This window comes from Rhodococcus sp. 24CO (assembly GCF_050586165.1).
GTDB lineage: Bacteria > Actinomycetota > Actinomycetes > Mycobacteriales > Mycobacteriaceae > Rhodococcus_F.
This window is the reverse complement of record NZ_JAZFNF010000014.1, coordinates 1-19,056: the sequence shown is the minus strand read 5'-3', so window position 1 is coordinate 19,056 and position 19,056 is coordinate 1. Positions and strand designations below refer to the sequence as shown.

Here is a 19,056-nt window from a genome sequence, read left to right as displayed (position 1 = left end):
GTTGGGGGCAGGGATGTCGATCGATTGGTGTGGAGGAGGACTCGCTGCTAGACCTCGACGGTGAGTCCGCCGGGACAGGCTTGGCGAATGAGGCGGGCAACCTCGCCGCGCGTTGTTACGAACGATTCTTCCTCGCGGGTCGAAATCTGGTCACGAGGGAATTTCAAAGGAATCCGAATGTCTGCCGTCTTGACGGTGGGGGCCTTGCTCAACGAGACGACTCGAGTGCTCAGATAAACACTTTCGTCAACATCGTGGGTGACAAACAGGATGGTCATGTCATATTGATCGCGGACGCGCAACAGTAGATCTTCGAGATCGGAACGTGTCTGGGCATCGACGGAGGCGAACGGCTCGTCCATCAGCATCAGCTTCGGGCGCATTGCCAGAGCCCGGGCGATCGCCACGCGCTGCTGCATTCCGCCGGAGAGCTGCCACGGATAGCGCTCGGACATCCCCTCGAGACCGACAGCTGCAAGGGATTCTTCTGTGCGCAGTCGTCGCTCGGCTTTACCGACGACACCTAACAACGGAAATTCGACGTTTGCCCCGACCCGGCGCCACGGGAACAGCGATGCACGGTAGTCCTGAAAGACCATCGCCAATCCTGCAGGCACACCGTCGATTTCCGTACCCCCGAGAGAGATGGAGCCGCCGGTGGGTTTGAGCAATCCTGACAGTGTGCGAAGGAGCGTGGTCTTGCCGCAACCAGACGGCCCGACGATCGAGACGAACTCGCCGTCGTTGACAGTGAACGACAGCCCATCGAGCACGCGTTGTTCACCGCGGTCTGTGTAGTAGGTGTGGCTGAGGTTGTCGACCTCGAGCAGTGCGTGGGTCATGGTGTTCCGATCAGTTGTCTATTGCCATGCGGAGTCGGTGCCAACCCAGGAGGGTGTGCTCGATTCGAACCAGCAACAGGTTGGACAGATAACCGAGAAGTGAGAGCGCGACGATGAATGACCACATAGTCAGAAATTCGAAGGAACGCTGCGCCTGGGATAATCCGAATCCGATGCCGTTCGACGCCGCGTAGAGCTCGGATGCGATCAGCAAGATGATGCCCAGGGAAGTGGATACTTTGATTCCGGCAAAGATCCCGCTGCTTGCGGTCGGCAGAATAACTCGAAAAAGCATACTGGAACGGGAAATTCGTGAAACCCGTCCGGCATCTTCGAATCCTTGCGGAACCTGCCGAACGGCACTGTATGTGTTGAACAGAACTGGCCACACCGCGCCGAATGCGATCAAGCCGACACGCATCGCCGAACCTGTCCCGACCAAGACGAGAGCCAACGGAAGAAGGACCGGCCCCGGAAGTCCGCGCATGAAATGCAAGATCGGTTCGATGATCATCGCCACCACCGGTATTCGGCCGAGGAGGACCCCCAGTGTGATTCCTACAATCCAGGCGATCAGCAGTCCGAGCAACAATCGGCCGACACTGGGCAGGATGTCCGTGTAGAAGGCATCGGTGAGGAATCCGTGACTGAAACCTGCAGAGAACCAGCGATCATAGACGTCGCCGAAGATTTCCAGCGGTGTGGGGAAATACGCTGATTGCGCACTTGCGGTCCAGATCTGCCATACGAGAATCAGAAGCGCTGCAGCAACCCAGCCGAGAGCGGCGTTCGACCAACGAGAGATTTGGGTTGCACTCAATGTCATACTCATGACTCATCCCTTCGCGCCCACGATGCAAAATTTGTTTCGAGGACACTGACGACGGCGTTGACCAGCAGTCCGAGAAGGCCGGCGACGATGACACCCGCACAGACCGACTCGATACCCTGCGGAAGCATGCTCTGTTGAAGAAGCCACGAGCCAAGGCCCTTGGTGCTTCCGCCGATGAATTCAGCGCCGATGCAGAGGATCAGTGCGATTGACACCGTCACACGCACTCCAGTCAGTACCGATGGAATCGCGGACGGCCAGACCACTCGCCACGCGACCATGGCTGGAGACCAACCGAACGATCGTGCCGTGGCCCGTGCGACTCCATTGGTCGAATGGACACCGTGAATGGTGTTGACCAGCAACGGGAAAACGCATCCCAAAGCAACGACCGTGGCCTTCATTTCCAGCCCTTGACCGGCGACCAGAACAAGCAGCGGAACCAATCCGATCGGCGGCAATGGACGTATCAGTTCTACAATCGTCGAAGTCAGCGCATAGAGACGATTCGACAGCCCTAACAACAAACCCGCAGGAACGGCGATCACGAGAGCGATCGCATAGCCGACGAATGCTGCCCAGAGGGTGTTTCCGATTTGAGCCAGGAACGTCGGATCGGTCAAAAGTCGGGAAGCACGAATTAGCGTGGTACTGGCGGGGGGAAGCGCATCGCGTGGCAACAAATGAAACCGCGAAATGACCTCCCACGTCGCCAGGAACCCGATGACGCCGAATGCTCCCCAGTAAAGGGCCGGCAGATTCATGGTTCGATTGGTGCGTACGCGTGCTCTCGCCCGTACAGGTTCCCGCTGGACCGGGAGCATTTCTGCGGTGCTAGTCATATCGCACCGCCAGGGCTGCGCGGCACGTCGACTGAGAAAGTAGTTGCACTCTTTCCTCCTGAATTGTCTGACGAGTACATCTGCGTTCGGCCTCCCTCATCAGTGGCCGAACGCCTCTTGCAGCCACCACGAGCCTTCGCGGGAGACGATCTTCGCATCAATAACGAAGGGACGCTGCGGGTTTGAGCTCAGCCAGGGCTCCAGCTCGCTCAAGTCCGAAACATCGCGGACGGTCGCTGCCTCGCAGCCGTACCCGCGGGCAATGGCAGCGATATCGGTATCGGGGAAGGTTACCGAGTCCAATGGGGGGCCGTCGGTACCGAAATGATGGACTTCGGCGCCGTACATGGAGTCGTTGTACACGATCACGAGCAGGGGAATCTTAAGCCGTACGGCAGTTTCCAGTTCACTGATACCCATGAGGAACCCCCCGTCCCCACATGCTGCGACGGGGAGGCGATGAGGTTGTGCGATCGCAGCGCCCAGGCCGGTTGCGAGACCGAGCCCCACGGACTGGAATGCCTGCGTGAAACAGAAGCCGTATTCGTCCGGAACATCGAGATACATACTGGGGTAGCCGAGGAAGTTTCCCGAGTCGACCGAGACGATTCGTTCAGTCGGCAGGATCTTGTTCAGTTCGGCCGAGAGGGTCCTCGGGTCGATCAGCCCTTCACCGGACTCGTCAGTGAACTCGATCTCATTCCAGCGGAGCCCCATACCGATTCGGCTCTTCACATCAGCAGTTCGGTACCCTTCGCGGTGACTTCTTCCATGTGCTTCCAGCCATGCAGACGTCGCTCGAGCAGTCTCGGCAACCCCGCCCCACAGCCCCAGAGTCACGTCGCGGTGCATTCCGATCGCGGCAGGGTCGGTATCGATTTGGACTACTGCTGCGTCATCTGCAATCAGCTTTCCATGGCGCATCGTCCACATGTTGAGGGCGCATCCGAAGCCGACGATGAGATCTGCTTGAGCAATGAGTTCGGCAGTCAAAGGAGAGCTGAATCCTCCCGAGACATCGATGCTCCACGGATCGTCATTGAACATTCCGCGTGAAACCGCTGAGGTGGCTACGAGTGCGCCGCTCTGCTCGGCGAGTTGACGGATCGCATCCTTTGATCCTTCAGCGCGGCTTCCTCGGCCGGCAACAAAAACCGGACGTTCAGCTGCGAGGAGGAGTTCCACGAATCGCGCGACGTCGGCAGGAGAGGGTTGGGGTGCAGAAATTCGTTCGAATGTCCGCGGGGTCAGGCTCGAGTCGAGTTCCATGTCCTGTACATCGAGCGGGACGTTGAGGACGACCGTTCTCTGGTGATTGCGGCACATCGCGAATGCGCGTGCGACGTCGTCTACGGCTGTCTTGGGGGATCGCACGCGCATCGTCACGGCTCCAAGCCCGTCACCGATTCCTTGCTGATCGATGAAGAAGTTCGAACTCGGTTCTGTTGCCTCGGCGGTGAGGACGAGCATCGGGGTGTTGCTTTTGGCGGCTTCCGCAATTCCGGTCAACGCGTTCGTGAATCCGCAGCCTTGATGCAATGACAGGACTGCTACTTCTCCGGACATTCGTGCGAACGCGTCAGCCATCGTGGCCGCTCCGCCTTCGTGGCGAGCGGCGATGAAGCGGGCACCACGTTCGACCATCGCGTTCGTGAAGTGAAAGTTTCCGCTACCGACGACACCGAAAACTGTCGTGACGCCCAGATCGACGAGCGTGCACCCGATTGCGTTGTGTACCAGCATTAGTTCTTTGTCTCCTTTGATGATTCGCGTTCAACGAGAGCGATGATCCGAGCTGGGCTCCCTGATCCACCGACAATCCGAAGAGGGGCAACAATGATCACTGCTCCCACTGGCGGGAGTTGATCGAGATTTTGTAGCTGAGTTATTCCGTACTTTCCGGCTCCGAGTAGATGTGAGTGCACGGGAAACTGCGGATCGAATCGAAAGGCTTGGCCCGCGTCAGTTCCTACAGTCTCGACACCCAAGCCGATGATCGGGGATTCCTCCGCGAGCCATCTGGCGCATTCCGGTGTCAACCCCGGGGTGTGAGGGCCGTGTTCGTCTGCATTCAAGAAGAGCGCTTGATCATGAGATCGCGATGCCCACCCAGTTCGGTAGAGCAACCATCCGCGAGGCAACGGGCCGAACTTCTTCTGCCAGCGCAGGATGTCGTCCACGTCTAGAAGGAAATCGGGATCGTCAGCCACTTCGGCGGCTTTGTCGATAACAACGGCCGGAGCGACAAGCCGACTGGTCGGCACTGACGCGACATCCCCGTGCTCGATTCCTGTTATCCAGTGGCACGGAGCATCGAAGTGTGTGCCCACATGTTCGCCTGTGTGGATCCCGTTTTGATACGACGTAGGGCCTCGATCGTCGTACTTAGCCAACTCTTCGAGCGCGAAATGCGGAATCGGTGCCATACCGGAAGGCAAAGGGAGGACGGGAGTCGATTCCGAAAGAAGGGCGGTGAGATCGACTGTCTCGACATCGTTGTGCGCCAACGCATCTGCCAGAGCTGCAAGTGTGCCTGGGTGCGGGTGGAGAGTGCTCATGGATAGATCATGCGAGAGTTCGATGAACAAAACCAATGCTATTGTTCGCTTCGATATGCTCAAACTGTAATACCAGTCACACTTTATTTCTTCGATGTTACGGACGGGTGACGGGCGATGGATTCGCAGCGACTTTTCGACGGCAGACTGAAAATTCGGCATCTCGTGCTGCTGACAACACTTGCAGACGAAGGCAGCATGGTCGGCGCCGCCGAAGTTCTGCGCGTCACACAACCCGCTATCACTCGTGCGGTGCGTGAGGCAGAAGCAGTACTGGAAGTCTCTCTGTTCGACAGGAAGCCGCGGGGTGTACTGCCGACGCAGTTCGGCGAAATATTTCTCGAGAGTGCTCGCACGGTCCTGAACAACTTGCGCAACGCGGCTGATCACATTGACGAACTCCAGAGAGTCGGGGCTCGGCCGGTACGAGTGGGAACGAATCTTGCCGGAGCGTATTCCTTGCTGCCGCAAGCGTTGGTGGCACTCAAGAAAACGCAGCCGAACCTGTCAGTGTCGGTGATCGAAGGGCTTCCCGAGGAACTCGCGACGAGTCTTGCGCGCGACGAAATTGACTTGGTGGTCGGGCGTCTTGACCCAAGCGGCTTCCGCAATGGCGCTCACCACATTCGTCTATACGACGAGCCTGTGCGAATCGTGGTGCGACAAGATCATCCAGCTGTCCAACGTCATGAGCAAAGCATTGAAGATTTGATGGATTATCCGTGGATCCTGCCGGGGCGCCCCACTCAATTGCGAGATGAGCTCGACGAATTGTTCTCCCGTGAGGGGCTTGGTCTGCCATACAACATAATCGAGTGCTCGACCATCCTTACCTTGCGTTCGATTCTGATTGGAACGGATGCGATTGCCCCACTGCCTATGCTGATCGGCGCGGGTGACGAGCAACTGACCATGCTTACGACATCGTTGGAGACCGTTCCTCGATCAATTGGAATCACCATGCCCGCAGACCGATCCCTGAGTGCCAGCGCACGAAGTCTCATCGACTCAATCGTCGACGCTGCCCGGGTTATTGCCCGGGATCTCCCGTTGGACGAGTAGCCAGAGAAGCTCCTGCCGGAACGAGGAAACTCCGGACACGCGGCGAGATAACCTCAGACTCGGCCAGGGCGTGGTTCAGCGCATAGCTCCGCAAACGTCTTCCCAACCAACGATGCTGATCGTCGATACACATCCAACCGAGCGATCACCGGGGTCAGCGTCCAGTGGATGAGGTACTCGTCGACCTCTGTGTTCGGATCATCGAGCCATGCGGTGATCTTCTCGACATCGCCGCCGTAGGCCATCGTCAGCACGTCAAGGAGATTGCCGGGACGAGGAATCAGCAGCGATCGGTATTCGACGCCGAAACGTTGTCACCGCCTCGTTGAACTCCTCCTCGGACATATCCTCGGGCTGAGGTTCATCTGCGTAGCGGCGACTCATTCCGGATCGCCTCCACTTGTTGAATGTTCGTTGTCTTCGCTCGTGATTTTCGGGACCCAGATCGCGGCTTCGACGTGGTCGAAGAACGCGCGCCGCAGATCCGCCTCGATCGCATCGGAGTACGTTTCCGGTGTCAGATCGTCCGCGAGGCGAGCGACTTCGATTCCGCGCCAGATCACCTGCATTGCCCACACCCCAGCTTTTGATCCGAGCGGCGTCAGCATGTTGCGCACGCCCCAGCCGATGTCTTGGACGAACGGCGTCGGCCGCCCCGGACCTGTTCGCGGTTGTAGTGGTGGCAGCTTCGCCGCAGCGCGAGCGGTGGTGTGCGCGTCGAGGTCGTGCGCGTCCTGGCGGGCGTGCATGGTCGTATTCATGACCTTGAGCGCTGCTTTCAGCGGTCCGACGTATTTGCGCAGCAACGTCGGCTTTTCGAGAACCACCCAATGCCAGAGTTCGGGTAGATCCCGCAGCGTCTGCGCGGCTGCGGGCTGGTGATGCAGTTCCAGTGCGTGTGCGGGGCCGGTGCGCAGAAACCAGTCGAGGACGTTCTCGACGGCCTCTTCTCTGTACTGGGTGTAGACGATTGGGTCGCAGGTAGCGAGTATCCGGTCCCGCTCGGCAGCGCCCTCTTCGCTGCTTTCGTTGATGCTGACGAGTTTGTTCGGGTACGGGAACGTCGGCTCCCCGCTCTCGTCGGGGGCGTACTGCGCGGGATCCACCAGCCACGAACCCTCGTCCGTGGTCACAGCGCACTGCTACCAGAAGTAGATGTGTCAGACGCTGCATCTCGTATAGCGAGCGCCGTCGAGGCCGGCCTGCGGCTGATCGACCAGCGCCGCACTGTCACTGCCCCCGCGATCAACACACCCCCACGACCGAGAAGGTCACCAACAGGATGAGCGTGCCACCGGACATTGTGATGGGGGGCGGGCACGCGCACACCAGGTCAATTCCAGTGTTCATGCGGTTACTCCTTGCTTTCGGCGTTCAGGTCTTGACGGGTGCGCGCAGTGAGATCGTCCATCCGATCGCACAGTCGTTCCGCACTTGCAGGACTGGCGATGTCGGGGCTGTGCTGAACGTGCGTCGGTCAGGGCGAGCATGGCGGTGCCTTTCGCGAAAGGTGGGTGGTCAATCTTCGGGGTGTTCGCTGAGGAGGTCGGCCAGTAGCTCCCGAGGTACGGGTTCGTACGGAAGCGCCGGGTGCCCCATCCATGAACCGTCTTCTTTGGCGTGCGACATCGGGCCGGTGTCACCGTCGAAGATCACGCGGGCATGGGGTTCGAGGTGGTGAATCCACCAGTTCGACATTGCCGACGCATTGTCGGACGCGCGGGCTTCTTCGTACGCGTACCAGAGCGCTTTGAGACGGCCGGCGACTTCGGGATACAGCATCCAACGTGGGTCCCAAACATTGCCGCCGTCTCCGGCGCCCATGCCCATCTTTCGGCGAATAACCTGAGTGAAGAATTGTTCGACGAACTCGACAACATTCGCATACAGCGGTTCGACAGGCTCTTTCTCTTCTCCTACGGCGGTGTCCCCGCCGTAGGGAGCTGGATCCGAGAAGGTAGTGGGATCGTCTTGGAAGCCGCCTTCCTCACCTTCTGATTCTTCGCCGGTGACCGTCGAATCGTCCTCGTCGTGTCCCTGTTCGTCGTTGACCTCGACAGTCGGATTCTCGTCGTCGACCGGATCAGGATGGCCCCATTCGGCGGTCGGTTCATACTCGTGGTCGGTCGCGGTCGGATCGTAATTGTCCAGGTCCGCGTAGTTCGTTTCGTCCTCGGTTGACCATTGGTCATCCGTCGATGCGAAGTCCACCATCAGTTTGTTCCTTCCCCGAAGAACTCGGACTCGAAGATGTCGTCCAGGCTCGGTGTTGCCGTGAATTGCGGCGTGACCGGTGCGGGGACAGGGTGGACGGGAATCTCGGCCAGAGGTTCCTTGTCGATGACGACGCGGGGAATTGGACCGGTGATCGCGTCCTCGATGATTGGGCGATCGGAAATTCCGACAGGCAGAGCCTTCTGCACGCTGCGGTGGGTGCCGGCCGCGCACTCGGCAATCGACCGTTTGATGTCGTCCGCGAAAGGTGTGTTGCCCCAAAAGTTTTTTTCCACCAACAGGGGCTTGCTGCCACCCATCGTCACGATCGCTCGTGTGTTTGGAAGCGCTTTGAGGTCGCCGGAGGTGAGGATCTTTTCCTTCTGCTCTGAGCTGGTGATCGTTGCCTGGCCGCCGCCGAGTATTCCTGCGCTTCGGCTCCGGGATTCGGTCTCGACATAGTGCTCGCCGATCTCTTCGGACAGCGACGACAGGAATTTCTCGTCCTTGACGTTGCCGCCGTACCAAACCATGTTGCAGGCGTCGATCATCGCGTCGAATTCGGTGTCTCCCCATACCTTTTTCGCTTGGGAGGGTGACTGCAGGATGGTGATCAAGATGATGCCGCGGCTCCCGAAGTGGGAGTACCACTCCGGGAGTTGTTGGAGCTTGCAGATGTTCGCGGCTTCGTCGAGGATCAGCGTCGCCGGGATCGGCACCCGTCCGTTGCTCTGTTGGGCGCCGTACTGCTGGAGAGCATCGCCGATCGATCCGACCACTGCGGTGGCGAGAGCGGAGGCGGATCCGGGGCCTTTCATGCTCATGGCGTAGACGGTGTCGGTGCTGCGCACCACCTGGTCGATGTCGAGTTCGGGCAGGTTGTGGACCGCTTTGCCGGGTGTGACGGTGATGTAGCCTTCGCTGTCCGTGCCGATCGTGACGCGATTGTTCGGCATGACTACTTCTTCGTAGCGAGGTTCGTCGAGCGGCGCGAGGAACCGACGTGCCATGTCGTAGAAGCCGTCTCGCTGTTTGGCGTTGACGGATTGCTTGCTGCGCATCGTATTCGCCAGATCGCTGTAGCCGTTCTGCGCGAGAACCTTCACAGGCACCTGAGATTGCGTTTCACGCAGCCAATCCACGACATGTCGGAGATCGCCGCCGACCAATGCAGCAGCGAGAAGGTAGGAGCCGAACAGGTCGCGGGCTGCGCCGTCGAAGTATGCATCGACTTTCCCTCCACCATCTGTTGCGGCCGAGATGAAGTAATCGCACACCACCCGAGCTGACGGGAGGTCGTTCACGCGGCGAAGCGGGTTGAACCAGAAGCTCGCACGCTCTCGCGGGTTACCGGTGGTCACGCCCTCCAAGTCGAATAGCCACACCCTCCCCATTTGCTTCCGCAGGTAGAGAGTGTGGGTGTAGAGGTCGGGCTTGTTGGACGTGCCGACAGCGAAACCGAGGGCGTAGCACATCGCTGGAATGGCCAGTGTCGCAGACTTTCCCATACGTGAACCGGCGATGGCGATGACAACCCACTCCCATGGAGACCGCAGGGTAAGTCGCCGCTTGACCGTGAGCCCCATGACGATGCCGCGGTAGCCGGGGTGGGACTTGCTGGCAGCGGGAACGAGTCGCTGGGTCTCTTTGTCCTGAGCCTCGGGGTCGGTCTGTTCGACCTCTTTGGGGTCGGTCATTGACTCGGCGCACTGGTCGACCCGTCGCTCAGCGCCCTTCGCTTTCAGGCGGTCCAGGTATCCGGCTTTCTTGAGCAGGTACAACACACCGACCGTTATCGCGATGAGGAACACAACTTCGCCGATCAAGACGCCGGTCGCGCTGCCTGGCCATACCCACTTGCCCATGCCGAGGTTCAGTGCCAGGCCAATCGGGTGCCACACCTGGTGTTCGCCGCCACCGAGGTTGTAGGCGATCACCGGCAGGAACGACGCAGCGATCACCGCCAGCATCGCCACGAGGACAGTGACTTCCTTGTTTCCGCTGGTCTTGCGACGATCACGACGCATCTGAGACATGGTCAATGCTCCTTACTGGTAACGGAAGTCGGTCAGACGCCAACCGTCGTCGATGCGGGTGACGGTGGTTCGCCAGGTCTGCGCAGCGAGGTTGGTGCTCGATCCCGCCGCGTGTAGCACCGTCTGCCGGCAACTGACATCGATGACGACGGTCCGCATTCCCTCCGGAGAAGCCGGGGTGCTTTCTGCTTTCGAGCAGGACGCAGTCAGCGCGTCGCCGGATTCCTTCCAGGCAGCCCAATCACGGTCCGGGCGTATTCCGGTGGCTCCGCCGTTGTCGTTGTCGACGGTGGTCGCCAGATCCCCGCCGAGCCACGGACGGGCACGCCTCAGGGCATCGGACTTGCTCTCGTCGACGGCGGGCTGCCACGACAGGATCACCTGCATCGCGGTGGTCGCGGTGTCAGTCGCGTCGAGCTTGGCGGGGTCGTATGGGTCGATGTGGACATGATCGTCACTGCCCCCGTGCTCTCCAGCGCTGTCGTCACCCGAGGAGCTGCACCCGGCCAACAGTGCGGTGGAGGTGAGTAGGCCCGCGATCAGGAGTTTTGTGGGCGTACGCATGGAGTGCATGGTGTTGTTCATGGGCACAATCCCTTGTTTTTCGAATCTTCGGCTCTCGTGGAACAACTCTGTATACCCTACTTTAAGAGGTCTCTAAATATAGCACTTAATGCTAATGACTAATTGTTGATGGCTCGATACTTGGCCTCATTCGCGATGATCTTGTCGGCGTACGGCCTGGTCTGGACGATGTAGTCGCTGTGACCTGTGGGGAATCCGCCTTCACGCAGAACTGCGCCTTCACCGGCGTTGTAACCGGCAAGGTACAGCTCGGGCGGACCGTTCGGCGCCTTCACCGATCCGTCGGAAATCGCAGCGTCGATCGACTTTGCGATGGTGCACATGTAGTCGCCCTGTGCCATCACCGCATCACCGATGCTGTTGATGTCGATCCGTCCGTCACCGTCGTAGTCTTTGCCGTAGGTGTCCCACGTTCCCGGCATGAACTGTGCTGGGCCACCGGCACCAGTGTTCGAGACAGGGGCATTTGTCCCGTACTGGAAGCCGTTCTCGGCTTCGAGCTGGGCAGCGAGCAATGACGGCTTGATCTGCGGGCACATCGCCCCCGCACGTTCGAGCCACGGCGCGAACTCTTCAGGCACAGAACCAGCCGCGAGGCTGTCACCGAGTCCAGTCCCGGAAATGGTGCAATCGACAGCAGCTTTCGTGGCCTGACCAGACCCACCAGGCAGCGATCCCCACTGCATCGAACCTTCGTCGAAGCCGCCACCACGAACGGTGATGTGGACGTGGTTGAAGTGGTTCTCGTTGTCGCTGCCCCGGTCGTCCATCGTGTTCGGCGTGCCACCGGCTGGGTAGTAGACCTGCCGCCAAATGGCGTAGTCGACGTTGAAGAATTCGGCATTGCCCATCACGTAGTTGAGGACTTCGTCGCCGGTCGCAACGCCGGTACCGGAGCTGTAGTCCGGGATCATCGCGTCGACGGCCTGGCCGCTCGGATGGTCGGTGAAACCGCCACCGTTAGCCCGCCAGCCGCCGAGGGAGTCGAGCCGATCACCGAACTTGAGATGCAGAGCGCGGATCAGACGTTTGGTGTTGACCTGCATGTTCTGTTCGGAACCGGCAGAGGCAGGCAATGCCTTAGCCAGGTCCGCGCCGCCAGCTGCAGAAGGCGCAGACGGGGCAGGAGGTTCGCCAGGTCCGGAGGTACTCGGGGAAGTCGAGTCGGCTTTCTTCTCGCCTGGGGCAGGCGAGGCGTCGTACTGAGGTTTCGGATCGACGGCCGCGCCGCCTGCGCGTCCACCAGGCCAGATTTCGAAGTGCAGGTGGGGACCGGTGGACTGACCACGGTTGCCGATGGTGGCGATCTGTTGACCTGCACGTACCTGTTGGCCGGCTTCGACGACGTACGTGTCGATGTGCCCGTAGACCGTCGAGGTCAACTGGCCGTCGATGACGTGATCGAGAACAACCCACTGCCCGAAACCGGACGCTTCACCCGCATCGGCCACTGTTCCGTCGGTGGCCGCGTAGATCGGGGTGCCGATCGGTCCCGCGAGGTCGATTCCCTTGTGCTGTTCCCCCCACCGCTCGCCGAACGGTGAGGTGAATTCGACCAGGGACGGATCGACTGGCTTGATGAACGAGCCTGGTGGGGCGATCATGTCGCCGCTGATAGCCGACGTGCCGGTGCCGCCGAGGCAGTCCGTCGCCGCTTGATTCTCTTCCTCGTCCTGGAAGAGGACCGCCAGACCCACCATCAGAGACATCGGGATTATCAGGACCAGGGCGATCAGGAGTGAGTTGTTCTTCGATTCCATTACTCGGCTGCCCCCGACCGCTGAGTGCCGGTGCCCAAGCGAGCTTCGAGCCGGCGGGTCAGTTCAGTCGCGGCATCGAGCTGGGTTTGCAGTTTGCGAGCCACTTCCCACGAGGGTTGCGGGCGAAGCCCGGATGCGTTGACCCAGCTGCGTACCGCGCTGTCGGACACATCGAGTACGTCCGCGACGGCAGCGCATGCTGCGGTGAACGATTCCCCAGCTTTGATGGACTTGACGGCAGTGCCGATCGCGGCATCCTTGATGTTTTCGTCGACGATCCGGTAGCGACGGCGGACCTTGCTCATGCGGCGAATCCCTGCTCGCGGTCCTTGGTGGCTGCTTCGAGGCGCTCGTCTGTCTTGTGGATCCCGGAAGCGTGTTCAGCCGGCGTCACCCACACTTTGAACGGCGCACCGGGACGGTTTCCTTCACCGAGCTTGAGCAAGAACTGACCTGTACCGGCTGCAAGAGGATCAGCGATCACGGGCTGTTTGACTGTCGAGACGATGCCAGCTTTCTCCGCAGCGGCACGAACCTTCGCGGCTGCGTTCCGTAGCCGGGCGTTCTTCTGGTCGATCGGGGAGTTCAGGTCGGCGTCGTTGCTCCAGTTGGTGAGCATCGTCTTCTCTGTCTGAGAGAAGTTCATGACCTTTTCCAATCGGCCGATCTCCACATCTGGGACAGGGCCGATGATGCGGGCACGGCATCGCTCGAACAAGCCCAGTGCTCCGGCCTTTTCGAGGTCTTCAATCGAGTGGGTCACGAAGGTGATGGCCACACCGACCACACGCTGAAGGCGCAACAATGCGTCGAGGCGACCTGCGGCGGTGGGCAGCTGGAGCACCTGCCAGAGCTCATCCATCAGCACATGGAAGGCAAGGTTCGGACCTAGGCCGGCATCAGCGATGACGTGCGCGGCCTCGATCGTGGCAAACGCCTCGTTCCAGCCGGCGAGAATGACCGCTGCTCGCATCATCTCGTCGTCCTGCGGGACGCTGGACATATCCAGGCACATCGAGGGCTTGTTGACGTCCAGGCGCACGGTCGACTGACCGTTGAACACCTCACCGAACCGGCCCTTGACCATCGCGCGCAGTGTGCGACGCAGACCTTGGATCGCGGCCAGATACGACTGTTCATCGTCGACGACCGCGTCATCCATCAATTCCTTGTTGCTCGAGACGAGCAACGCAATCAGATCGTCCAAGATTGCCGGTTTGTCAGCACTAAATCCCTCGCCACCATCGGTTTTCGGTGCGTAGAGCAGGCGGATACCCGAGGCGAGCACTGTTTGCTCGAAGTCTTCGAGCGTCTTCCCGCGCACGATCTCGCACAAGGCGCCCGTGATGTTTTCCATGCGAGCGTGCAATGCGTACTGAGTCTGTTGACGGCGAAGTTCCTGTACTGCGAGTTCGGTTTCGATCTGGTCGCAGACGTCTAGATCAGCTTCGAACTGCAGGCGCACACGCAGTTTGTCGATGTGGCGGTGAAGGTCGTCGATTGCGGCGCCGATCGGGCCGGGATCGAGTGGATTGATCCGTCCGATTCCGCCGTAGCCGACTTCGGTGACCTGGCCGTCGACTGCTTCGGTGAGTTTGCGGCCGTCGGGCTTGACGTCGCCTGGCCACAGCACCCGTACACCGGCTGCGATGTCTCCCAATGCGATCCGGCGCATGAGTGTTGACTTACCGAAACCGTTGAGTGCAATGATCATGCAGGCCGGGGCGCTGATTGCTTTGGCTTCTTTGGCAGCAAGGGGGTCGAAGCACACCGGCGCACCTGTCGCGAGATGCGAGCCGAGTGGAGTCCCGAGCACCGGTGCGTTCGCGCCGACGATCCACGGATACAGGCCGGCGATCTGAACATTGGTGCCGCGGTACTCCACCGGCGGCATGACCGTGGACATCCGTCCGCCGCCCGGGCCCTGAAAACCACGCGAATCGAGCCGGTGCAGTTCACGGTCGAACGAATCGTGCCGGGCGCGTTCGGCGGCGGCGAGCGTCGCCCGCAGGTTGTACTGCCGACGGACAAGCGTTGCCAGCCACGCCTTCTGGATCTGGCCCGTAGCTGCAGCTTCCCGCGCTTCGAGCAGCGCCAGGTCCTCATCGGAGAGAACCCTGATCTTCGGCGGTTTTGACGCCTTCGAGAAATTCTGGTGTTTTGCCATGTCGGACTCCTAGGCGCTGACGATCGACGGAATGGAGGTGTGTTCAGGAGCGATGACACCGATCCCCATCGACGTCCAGAAAGCCGGGGACTGCCAGCAGAACGAGCGACGGATCTGCAGCTGACTCTGAATCGAGAGATCGCGCACCAGATGGTGGATTCGGGGAACGTCCGATTCGCCCGCAGGCTGCGTCACGGTGATCAAAATTCCGAACCGGGTCAAGCCGTGCCCGCGGGCAACTTCCGTGCGCGACTGGTCAGCCGCAGCTTCTTCGATCTTGGCTTTCGCTGTCACGATTCCGCGTCCGTTGTTCTTCGCCGACGTAGCGTCACGGTGGTCTCGGTTGACGATTTCCGTTGCGTCAGCAGCGGAGTGAGGCCGGTAGATGATCGCGACTCGCTTGATCGGAAGCGCCGGATTCACATCGCAGAGCCGCTTGAGGACACTTTCGTGAATGGCGGATTTAGGTGCTTCTCGCATCTCCCACGTCACTGACTCGGAGCCATCGTGTGTAAGCCGGTCCTTGCCCTCGATCTGAGTACGTGGCCCACAATCGGCCCACGTCAGGCCGGTGCCTTCGCCGGAGTACAGAGCTTGTTCGATATTGATCAACGACGCCGGGTCCACCGATCGGCGGACCATACCGATAATCTCGTCAGCGCTCATCGGGGTGCACGGCACACCAGCACGAGCACCGGCAGCGGTGATCTGCGGAAGACGCCGAGCAATTTCCACCGCTTGCTCAGACGGATCCTTTTTGCGGTCGGCGGTCTGCGCCTTGAACGTGATCGAGATGCGGGCACCGAGACGGATACCGCCGTTGGTCAAGCCAGTGGCAAGTTGGTACATCGAATCGCGAGCCAACTTCGGTGCATCGGCGCGGACCTTCTGCGAGACGGTTTCACGCAGTTCGATACCGGTGTTCGGCAAGGTTTCCACGATCGCGACGAGTGCCATGATGTCGGAGGTCTCGCCCATCATGGTCAGCATCTGTGACCAGTTGCCCACAGCCTGATCGAGCACCGATTGATCGAAGTTCTCGCTGCCTTGCGGGTGTGCGTCCAACACGATCGTGTATCCGTCGACCTGTGGCATATGAATCATTCCGAAAGGACGATTGTTCGCATCGAACTGTTCGTACAGCTCGGTGTCCGCGAGGACGCCAGGCAGCCGGTATTTGCCGCCGGGGATTCGGGAGAACGTCCCCGAGCTGTACGTATGTTCCCCGCGCTTGTGTGCTCGTCTCCACTGGACCATCAGAATTGCCCTTTCATATCCGCTTCGTCCGTCCCTCTCGATCAGCAACGGCACGAACGCAATTGCGAAGATCACCGCCAAACCCATTGCCCACACGAAACCGATGATCAGGCTCGACAACAGGAGGACGACTACCGCGACGATGCCGATCAACGTCGTACCGAACGTCGCCCCGGCCATGCCCGTCGACCGGGGCCGACGCCAGTTCCCGTACATCCGGTACTCGGTCATCGCTCGAACCCTCCAGTCAGCGAGCCACCCGGCGAAACCATCTGCTCAGGGGTTGGATTTTCATTCAGACCGCCACCGTGCGGGTTCGTTGCCTGGCTGGTCGGGGTTCCGTCGGTGCCGCCCTGGGCATTACCGCCCTGCGGAGCTCCTTGGCTCGTCGGTGTTCCCTCGTTGCCACCCTGCACATTTCCCGAGCCTGACGGGTCACCGCCCGCTGTACCGAAACTCTCCGGCGCGCCCACGTTGGCGCCACCAGGAGGACCCTGTGCGCCGCTCGTAGCTGCAGCACCTGTCGATGCTCCGGCGGACGCGCCACCGGTCGCCACCATTCCGCCGACCTTCGCTCCCACTGCAGCAGCACCGGCAGCCGCTGCCATGCCGCTACCACCGGCGCATTCGTGCTCTCCTTCGCTGTGCAACGAGACCTTGCACGACAAGCAACGATCCCCGAACACCTTGCATGGATCTTTCCCGTCATCGTGGACGGCGCAATTCTCGGCTCGACCATTGCGATCGTTCTCATCAGCAAGCTCAAGGTAAGCGGCTGGGACAAAGGCTTCTACATTGCTCTTGCGGTCTTTGTCGTCCTGATCAGCATCCTGGGCAACGCCTATCACGCATTCAACGGCGCGGGTGAGGCGCGAGCAACGTTGGCAAGTGGGGGAGTAGTCGGATACGTTCCGCTGGAGCCTGCCATAGCAGCACTCATCGCAATCGTGCCACCGCTGTTGGTTTTGGCATTTACCCACGGCTGCGGAGTGCTCATCAAGGCCACCGGTGTCGCATACGCCGACTACAGGACGCAGATCGACGAACACGCGATGGTCGTGGCTGGCACCCCCGTGGCGGAGACCAACCAAGAACCGGATACGGCCCCCGAGAATGACTTTGCAGTCGACCTGCCGCAGTTCAGCAATGACATTTCAGCCGAATCGGCAACCGCGCAAAACCCAGTGGATATCGACCACAGCCCGGCACTCTACGCGCCGGAACCTTCGCCGCACGCCGAACCCGAAACTGTCGTCGCGGCCGATTTCGAGAGCGAACCCGAACTCGATACCGACGCTTTGCATTCCGTTGCATCCGAGGTTGACCTCTTTGCAGAGTTGGAGCAATTCATTGCGCAATCGGACCTTCCGGGTAGCGTCAAAGAAACTGCGCGCCGCAAGCTCAAAGACCCGTCCCTGACATGGGAAGCGATCGCGCAAAGCTCCAATCCTCCTGTTGTCACGTCCACGGCGTGGCGTCGATACGAGCGATTCGACACCGCAGCTCGCGCAGCAGGTTTCACTAACCCGCCGCTCTTCGATATGCGGTCAGCCGAGACCTTCCACGATGAAGAACTTGCATCCGTGAGCTGAGAACAGCAGGAGAAGCGGCTCCGCGTCTCATCGCACCACCCACATGAAAGTGCCCTGGCAGTGCAGGAACACTGTCAGGGCAATTGACCACAGATTGGACCTGTAACCGTGCACGATCATATCGACAGCGCCGCGGCTACCAGCACGCGGAATAGCGGCAGAACCCGTCAACGAGAACCGCAGCAAAGAGCGATCGCGACACGGGACGGCATTGCCTCGGCCGCAGCCGAACATTTCAACACGGTCGGGTACTCCGGAGCGAGGATCACTGACATCCTGGCCACAACGGGGGACTCGAAAGGCGCAATGTATCACCACTTTCCGTCCAAAGAGTCTCTGGCGCAGTACCTGGTGCAGGGATGGGGCACCGTCCTTGTCGATACCATCGCCGACGGCACTGCCGCAGACGAGCCTGCCTTGCGCCAGGTCGCGAGCGTTCAGCGCGCACTCGCGGAGATCATCACGCACGATCACGTAGCGCGAGCCGGATTGATCTTGAGTCTCGAGCGAGCTGTCGACGAGACGGCAAAGATTTATACCGCGTGGACGAGTGCCGTCACCGTCATCGTCGAGCAAGCAATTCGAGCTGGTCAACTCGATGACACAGCCGAACACTCACGGCTCGGAGAAACCTTGTGCGCGGGTTTCGTGGGCGCTGTTCACGTCGCCGCCAGCCTCGGTGAACCCGAGACGATCAGCCGACGTGTCGATGACCTTCTGATGCTCTGGCTCGGCAGCGAACCTGCCACGGCTCCCGCAACGCCGGTGACTGCCCGATGAGAATGAATCAGCCTGCGCAGCAAATCCGTCCGAGACCCGCATCCGTCACCGAAATGATCCACCGGGAACTGTTTTCCGACTTCCAGGAACCACCGACTGCATTGTTCGAAACCAGGCCGGCCCGGTAATGCCGAGGTACCTAACACCCGCACGGACGGACCGCCACGACCCTGGTGCGGGTGTTAGGTACCGGCGATAGGCTGGTCGTTGTTCCCTGATAGAAGGTGATCGAGTTGACCGAAGCACTGAGTGTGGCCCGCGATTGGGTCGTCGAGACTCTCCGCTTCCCTCAACATGCTCCGCACACGAGGGCTGTTTTCGACTGGACTCTTGTCAGCGAATCAACCCAGTCGGTGCTCGCGGCACTGTCACCGAACACCATTGTCGATCTGAGCGAGGTTGTGGCCCAGTCGAGCTGGTGGCGCACGATCACCGGGTACCGGCAACTCACCGACGATCAACGCCATGAGCTGCGCGCAGCCCTTGCACCGTTACATTGGCCGTTGCGCGAGGAAGGCCCCGAGATCCG

General features: G+C 60.3%; 18 protein-coding genes and 1 pseudogene. 4 read left to right on the top strand and 15 right to left on the bottom strand.

All coding sequences use genetic code 11. The annotated features are described in order from the left end of the window. Nucleotides 1–47: 47 nt before the first annotated feature. From V2B23_RS27475 to V2B23_RS27455, 5 genes are all read right to left on the bottom strand, one after another. Nucleotides 48–842: an ABC transporter ATP-binding protein gene (locus V2B23_RS27475; RefSeq protein ID WP_205907146.1), complete on the bottom strand. Its 795-nt coding sequence runs from the start codon at nt 840–842 to the stop codon at nt 48–50. 10 nt (nt 843–852) lie between these two features. Further along, the gene (locus V2B23_RS27470; RefSeq protein ID WP_205907147.1) at nt 853–1,674 is read right to left on the bottom strand and encodes an ABC transporter permease; all 822 of its coding nucleotides are present in this window, start codon (nt 1,672–1,674) and stop codon (nt 853–855) included. Continuing rightward, entirely contained in the window at nt 1,671–2,438 is a 768-nt protein-coding gene (locus V2B23_RS27465; RefSeq protein ID WP_205907148.1) for an ABC transporter permease, read from the bottom strand. Before V2B23_RS27465 ends, V2B23_RS27470 begins: the two co-directional genes overlap by 4 nt. A gap of 177 nt (nt 2,439–2,615) precedes the next feature. Next, nucleotides 2,616–4,259 (bottom strand): thiamine pyrophosphate-binding protein, encoded by a 1,644-nt coding sequence (locus V2B23_RS27460; RefSeq protein ID WP_430953170.1) that lies wholly within the window; start codon nt 4,257–4,259, stop codon nt 2,616–2,618. Next, nucleotides 4,259–5,074 (bottom strand): cyclase family protein, encoded by an 816-nt coding sequence (locus V2B23_RS27455; RefSeq protein ID WP_430953169.1) that lies wholly within the window; start codon nt 5,072–5,074, stop codon nt 4,259–4,261. Before V2B23_RS27455 ends, V2B23_RS27460 begins: the two co-directional genes overlap by 1 nt. 117 nt (nt 5,075–5,191) lie before the next feature. On the opposite strand from V2B23_RS27455, the gene V2B23_RS27450 reads away from it, so the two are divergent. Then, complete coding sequence (locus V2B23_RS27450) at nt 5,192–6,136, top strand: LysR family transcriptional regulator (RefSeq protein ID WP_430953168.1); 945 nt, start codon at nt 5,192–5,194, stop codon at nt 6,134–6,136. Nucleotides 6,137–6,189: 53 nt separating this feature from the next. On the opposite strand, the gene V2B23_RS27445 is transcribed toward V2B23_RS27450, so the two are convergent. The 10 genes from V2B23_RS27445 to V2B23_RS27400 form a co-directional block, all read right to left on the bottom strand. Further along, complete coding sequence (locus tag V2B23_RS27445; protein ID WP_430953167.1) at nt 6,190–6,390, bottom strand: hypothetical protein; 201 nt, start codon at nt 6,388–6,390, stop codon at nt 6,190–6,192. A 126-nt stretch (nt 6,391–6,516) separates the two neighbouring features. Continuing rightward, entirely contained in the window at nt 6,517–7,269 is a 753-nt protein-coding gene (locus tag V2B23_RS27440; protein ID WP_430953166.1) for a hypothetical protein, read from the bottom strand. 385 nt (nt 7,270–7,654) lie between these two features. Further along, on the bottom strand, nt 7,655–8,350 hold the full coding sequence (locus V2B23_RS27435; RefSeq protein WP_430953165.1) for a DUF4913 domain-containing protein: 696 nt from the start codon (nt 8,348–8,350) through the stop codon (nt 7,655–7,657). Then, entirely contained in the window at nt 8,350–10,386 is a 2,037-nt protein-coding gene (locus V2B23_RS27430) for a type IV secretory system conjugative DNA transfer family protein (protein WP_430953164.1), read from the bottom strand. Before V2B23_RS27430 ends, V2B23_RS27435 begins: the two co-directional genes overlap by 1 nt. A gap of 12 nt (nt 10,387–10,398) precedes the next feature. After that, the gene (locus V2B23_RS27425; RefSeq protein ID WP_430953211.1) at nt 10,399–10,950 is read right to left on the bottom strand and encodes a hypothetical protein; all 552 of its coding nucleotides are present in this window, start codon (nt 10,948–10,950) and stop codon (nt 10,399–10,401) included. A gap of 119 nt (nt 10,951–11,069) precedes the next feature. Continuing rightward, nucleotides 11,070–12,731 (bottom strand): peptidoglycan DD-metalloendopeptidase family protein, encoded by a 1,662-nt coding sequence (locus V2B23_RS27420; protein ID WP_430953163.1) that lies wholly within the window; start codon nt 12,729–12,731, stop codon nt 11,070–11,072. Next, nucleotides 12,731–13,036 (bottom strand): hypothetical protein, encoded by a 306-nt coding sequence (locus V2B23_RS27415; RefSeq protein ID WP_430953162.1) that lies wholly within the window; start codon nt 13,034–13,036, stop codon nt 12,731–12,733. Before V2B23_RS27415 ends, V2B23_RS27420 begins: the two co-directional genes overlap by 1 nt. Continuing rightward, a complete protein-coding gene (locus V2B23_RS27410; protein WP_430953161.1) occupies nt 13,033–14,898 on the bottom strand; it encodes an ATP-binding protein in 1,866 nt (621 codons plus the stop codon). Before V2B23_RS27410 ends, V2B23_RS27415 begins: the two co-directional genes overlap by 4 nt. A gap of 9 nt (nt 14,899–14,907) precedes the next feature. Next, nucleotides 14,908–16,386 carry an SCO6880 family protein gene (locus V2B23_RS27405; protein ID WP_430953160.1) on the bottom strand — a complete coding sequence of 493 codons (1,479 nt, stop codon included), beginning with the start codon at nt 16,384–16,386 and terminating at the stop codon, nt 14,908–14,910. Beyond that, entirely contained in the window at nt 16,383–16,763 is a 381-nt protein-coding gene (locus V2B23_RS27400; protein WP_430953159.1) for a hypothetical protein, read from the bottom strand. The genes V2B23_RS27405 and V2B23_RS27400 overlap by 4 nt, the downstream gene beginning before the upstream one ends. Before the next feature lie 21 nt (nt 16,764–16,784). On the opposite strand from V2B23_RS27400, the gene V2B23_RS27395 reads away from it, so the two are divergent. From V2B23_RS27395 to V2B23_RS27385, 3 genes and pseudogenes are all read left to right on the top strand, one after another. After that, nucleotides 16,785–17,747: a DUF2637 domain-containing protein gene (locus V2B23_RS27395; RefSeq protein WP_430953158.1), complete on the top strand. Its 963-nt coding sequence runs from the start codon at nt 16,785–16,787 to the stop codon at nt 17,745–17,747. Nucleotides 17,748–17,855: 108 nt separating this feature from the next. After that, complete coding sequence (locus V2B23_RS27390; protein ID WP_430953157.1) at nt 17,856–18,527, top strand: TetR family transcriptional regulator; 672 nt, start codon at nt 17,856–17,858, stop codon at nt 18,525–18,527. A gap of 224 nt (nt 18,528–18,751) precedes the next feature. Then, nucleotides 18,752–19,056: pseudogene (locus V2B23_RS27385) on the top strand (hypothetical protein); the annotation flags it as partial.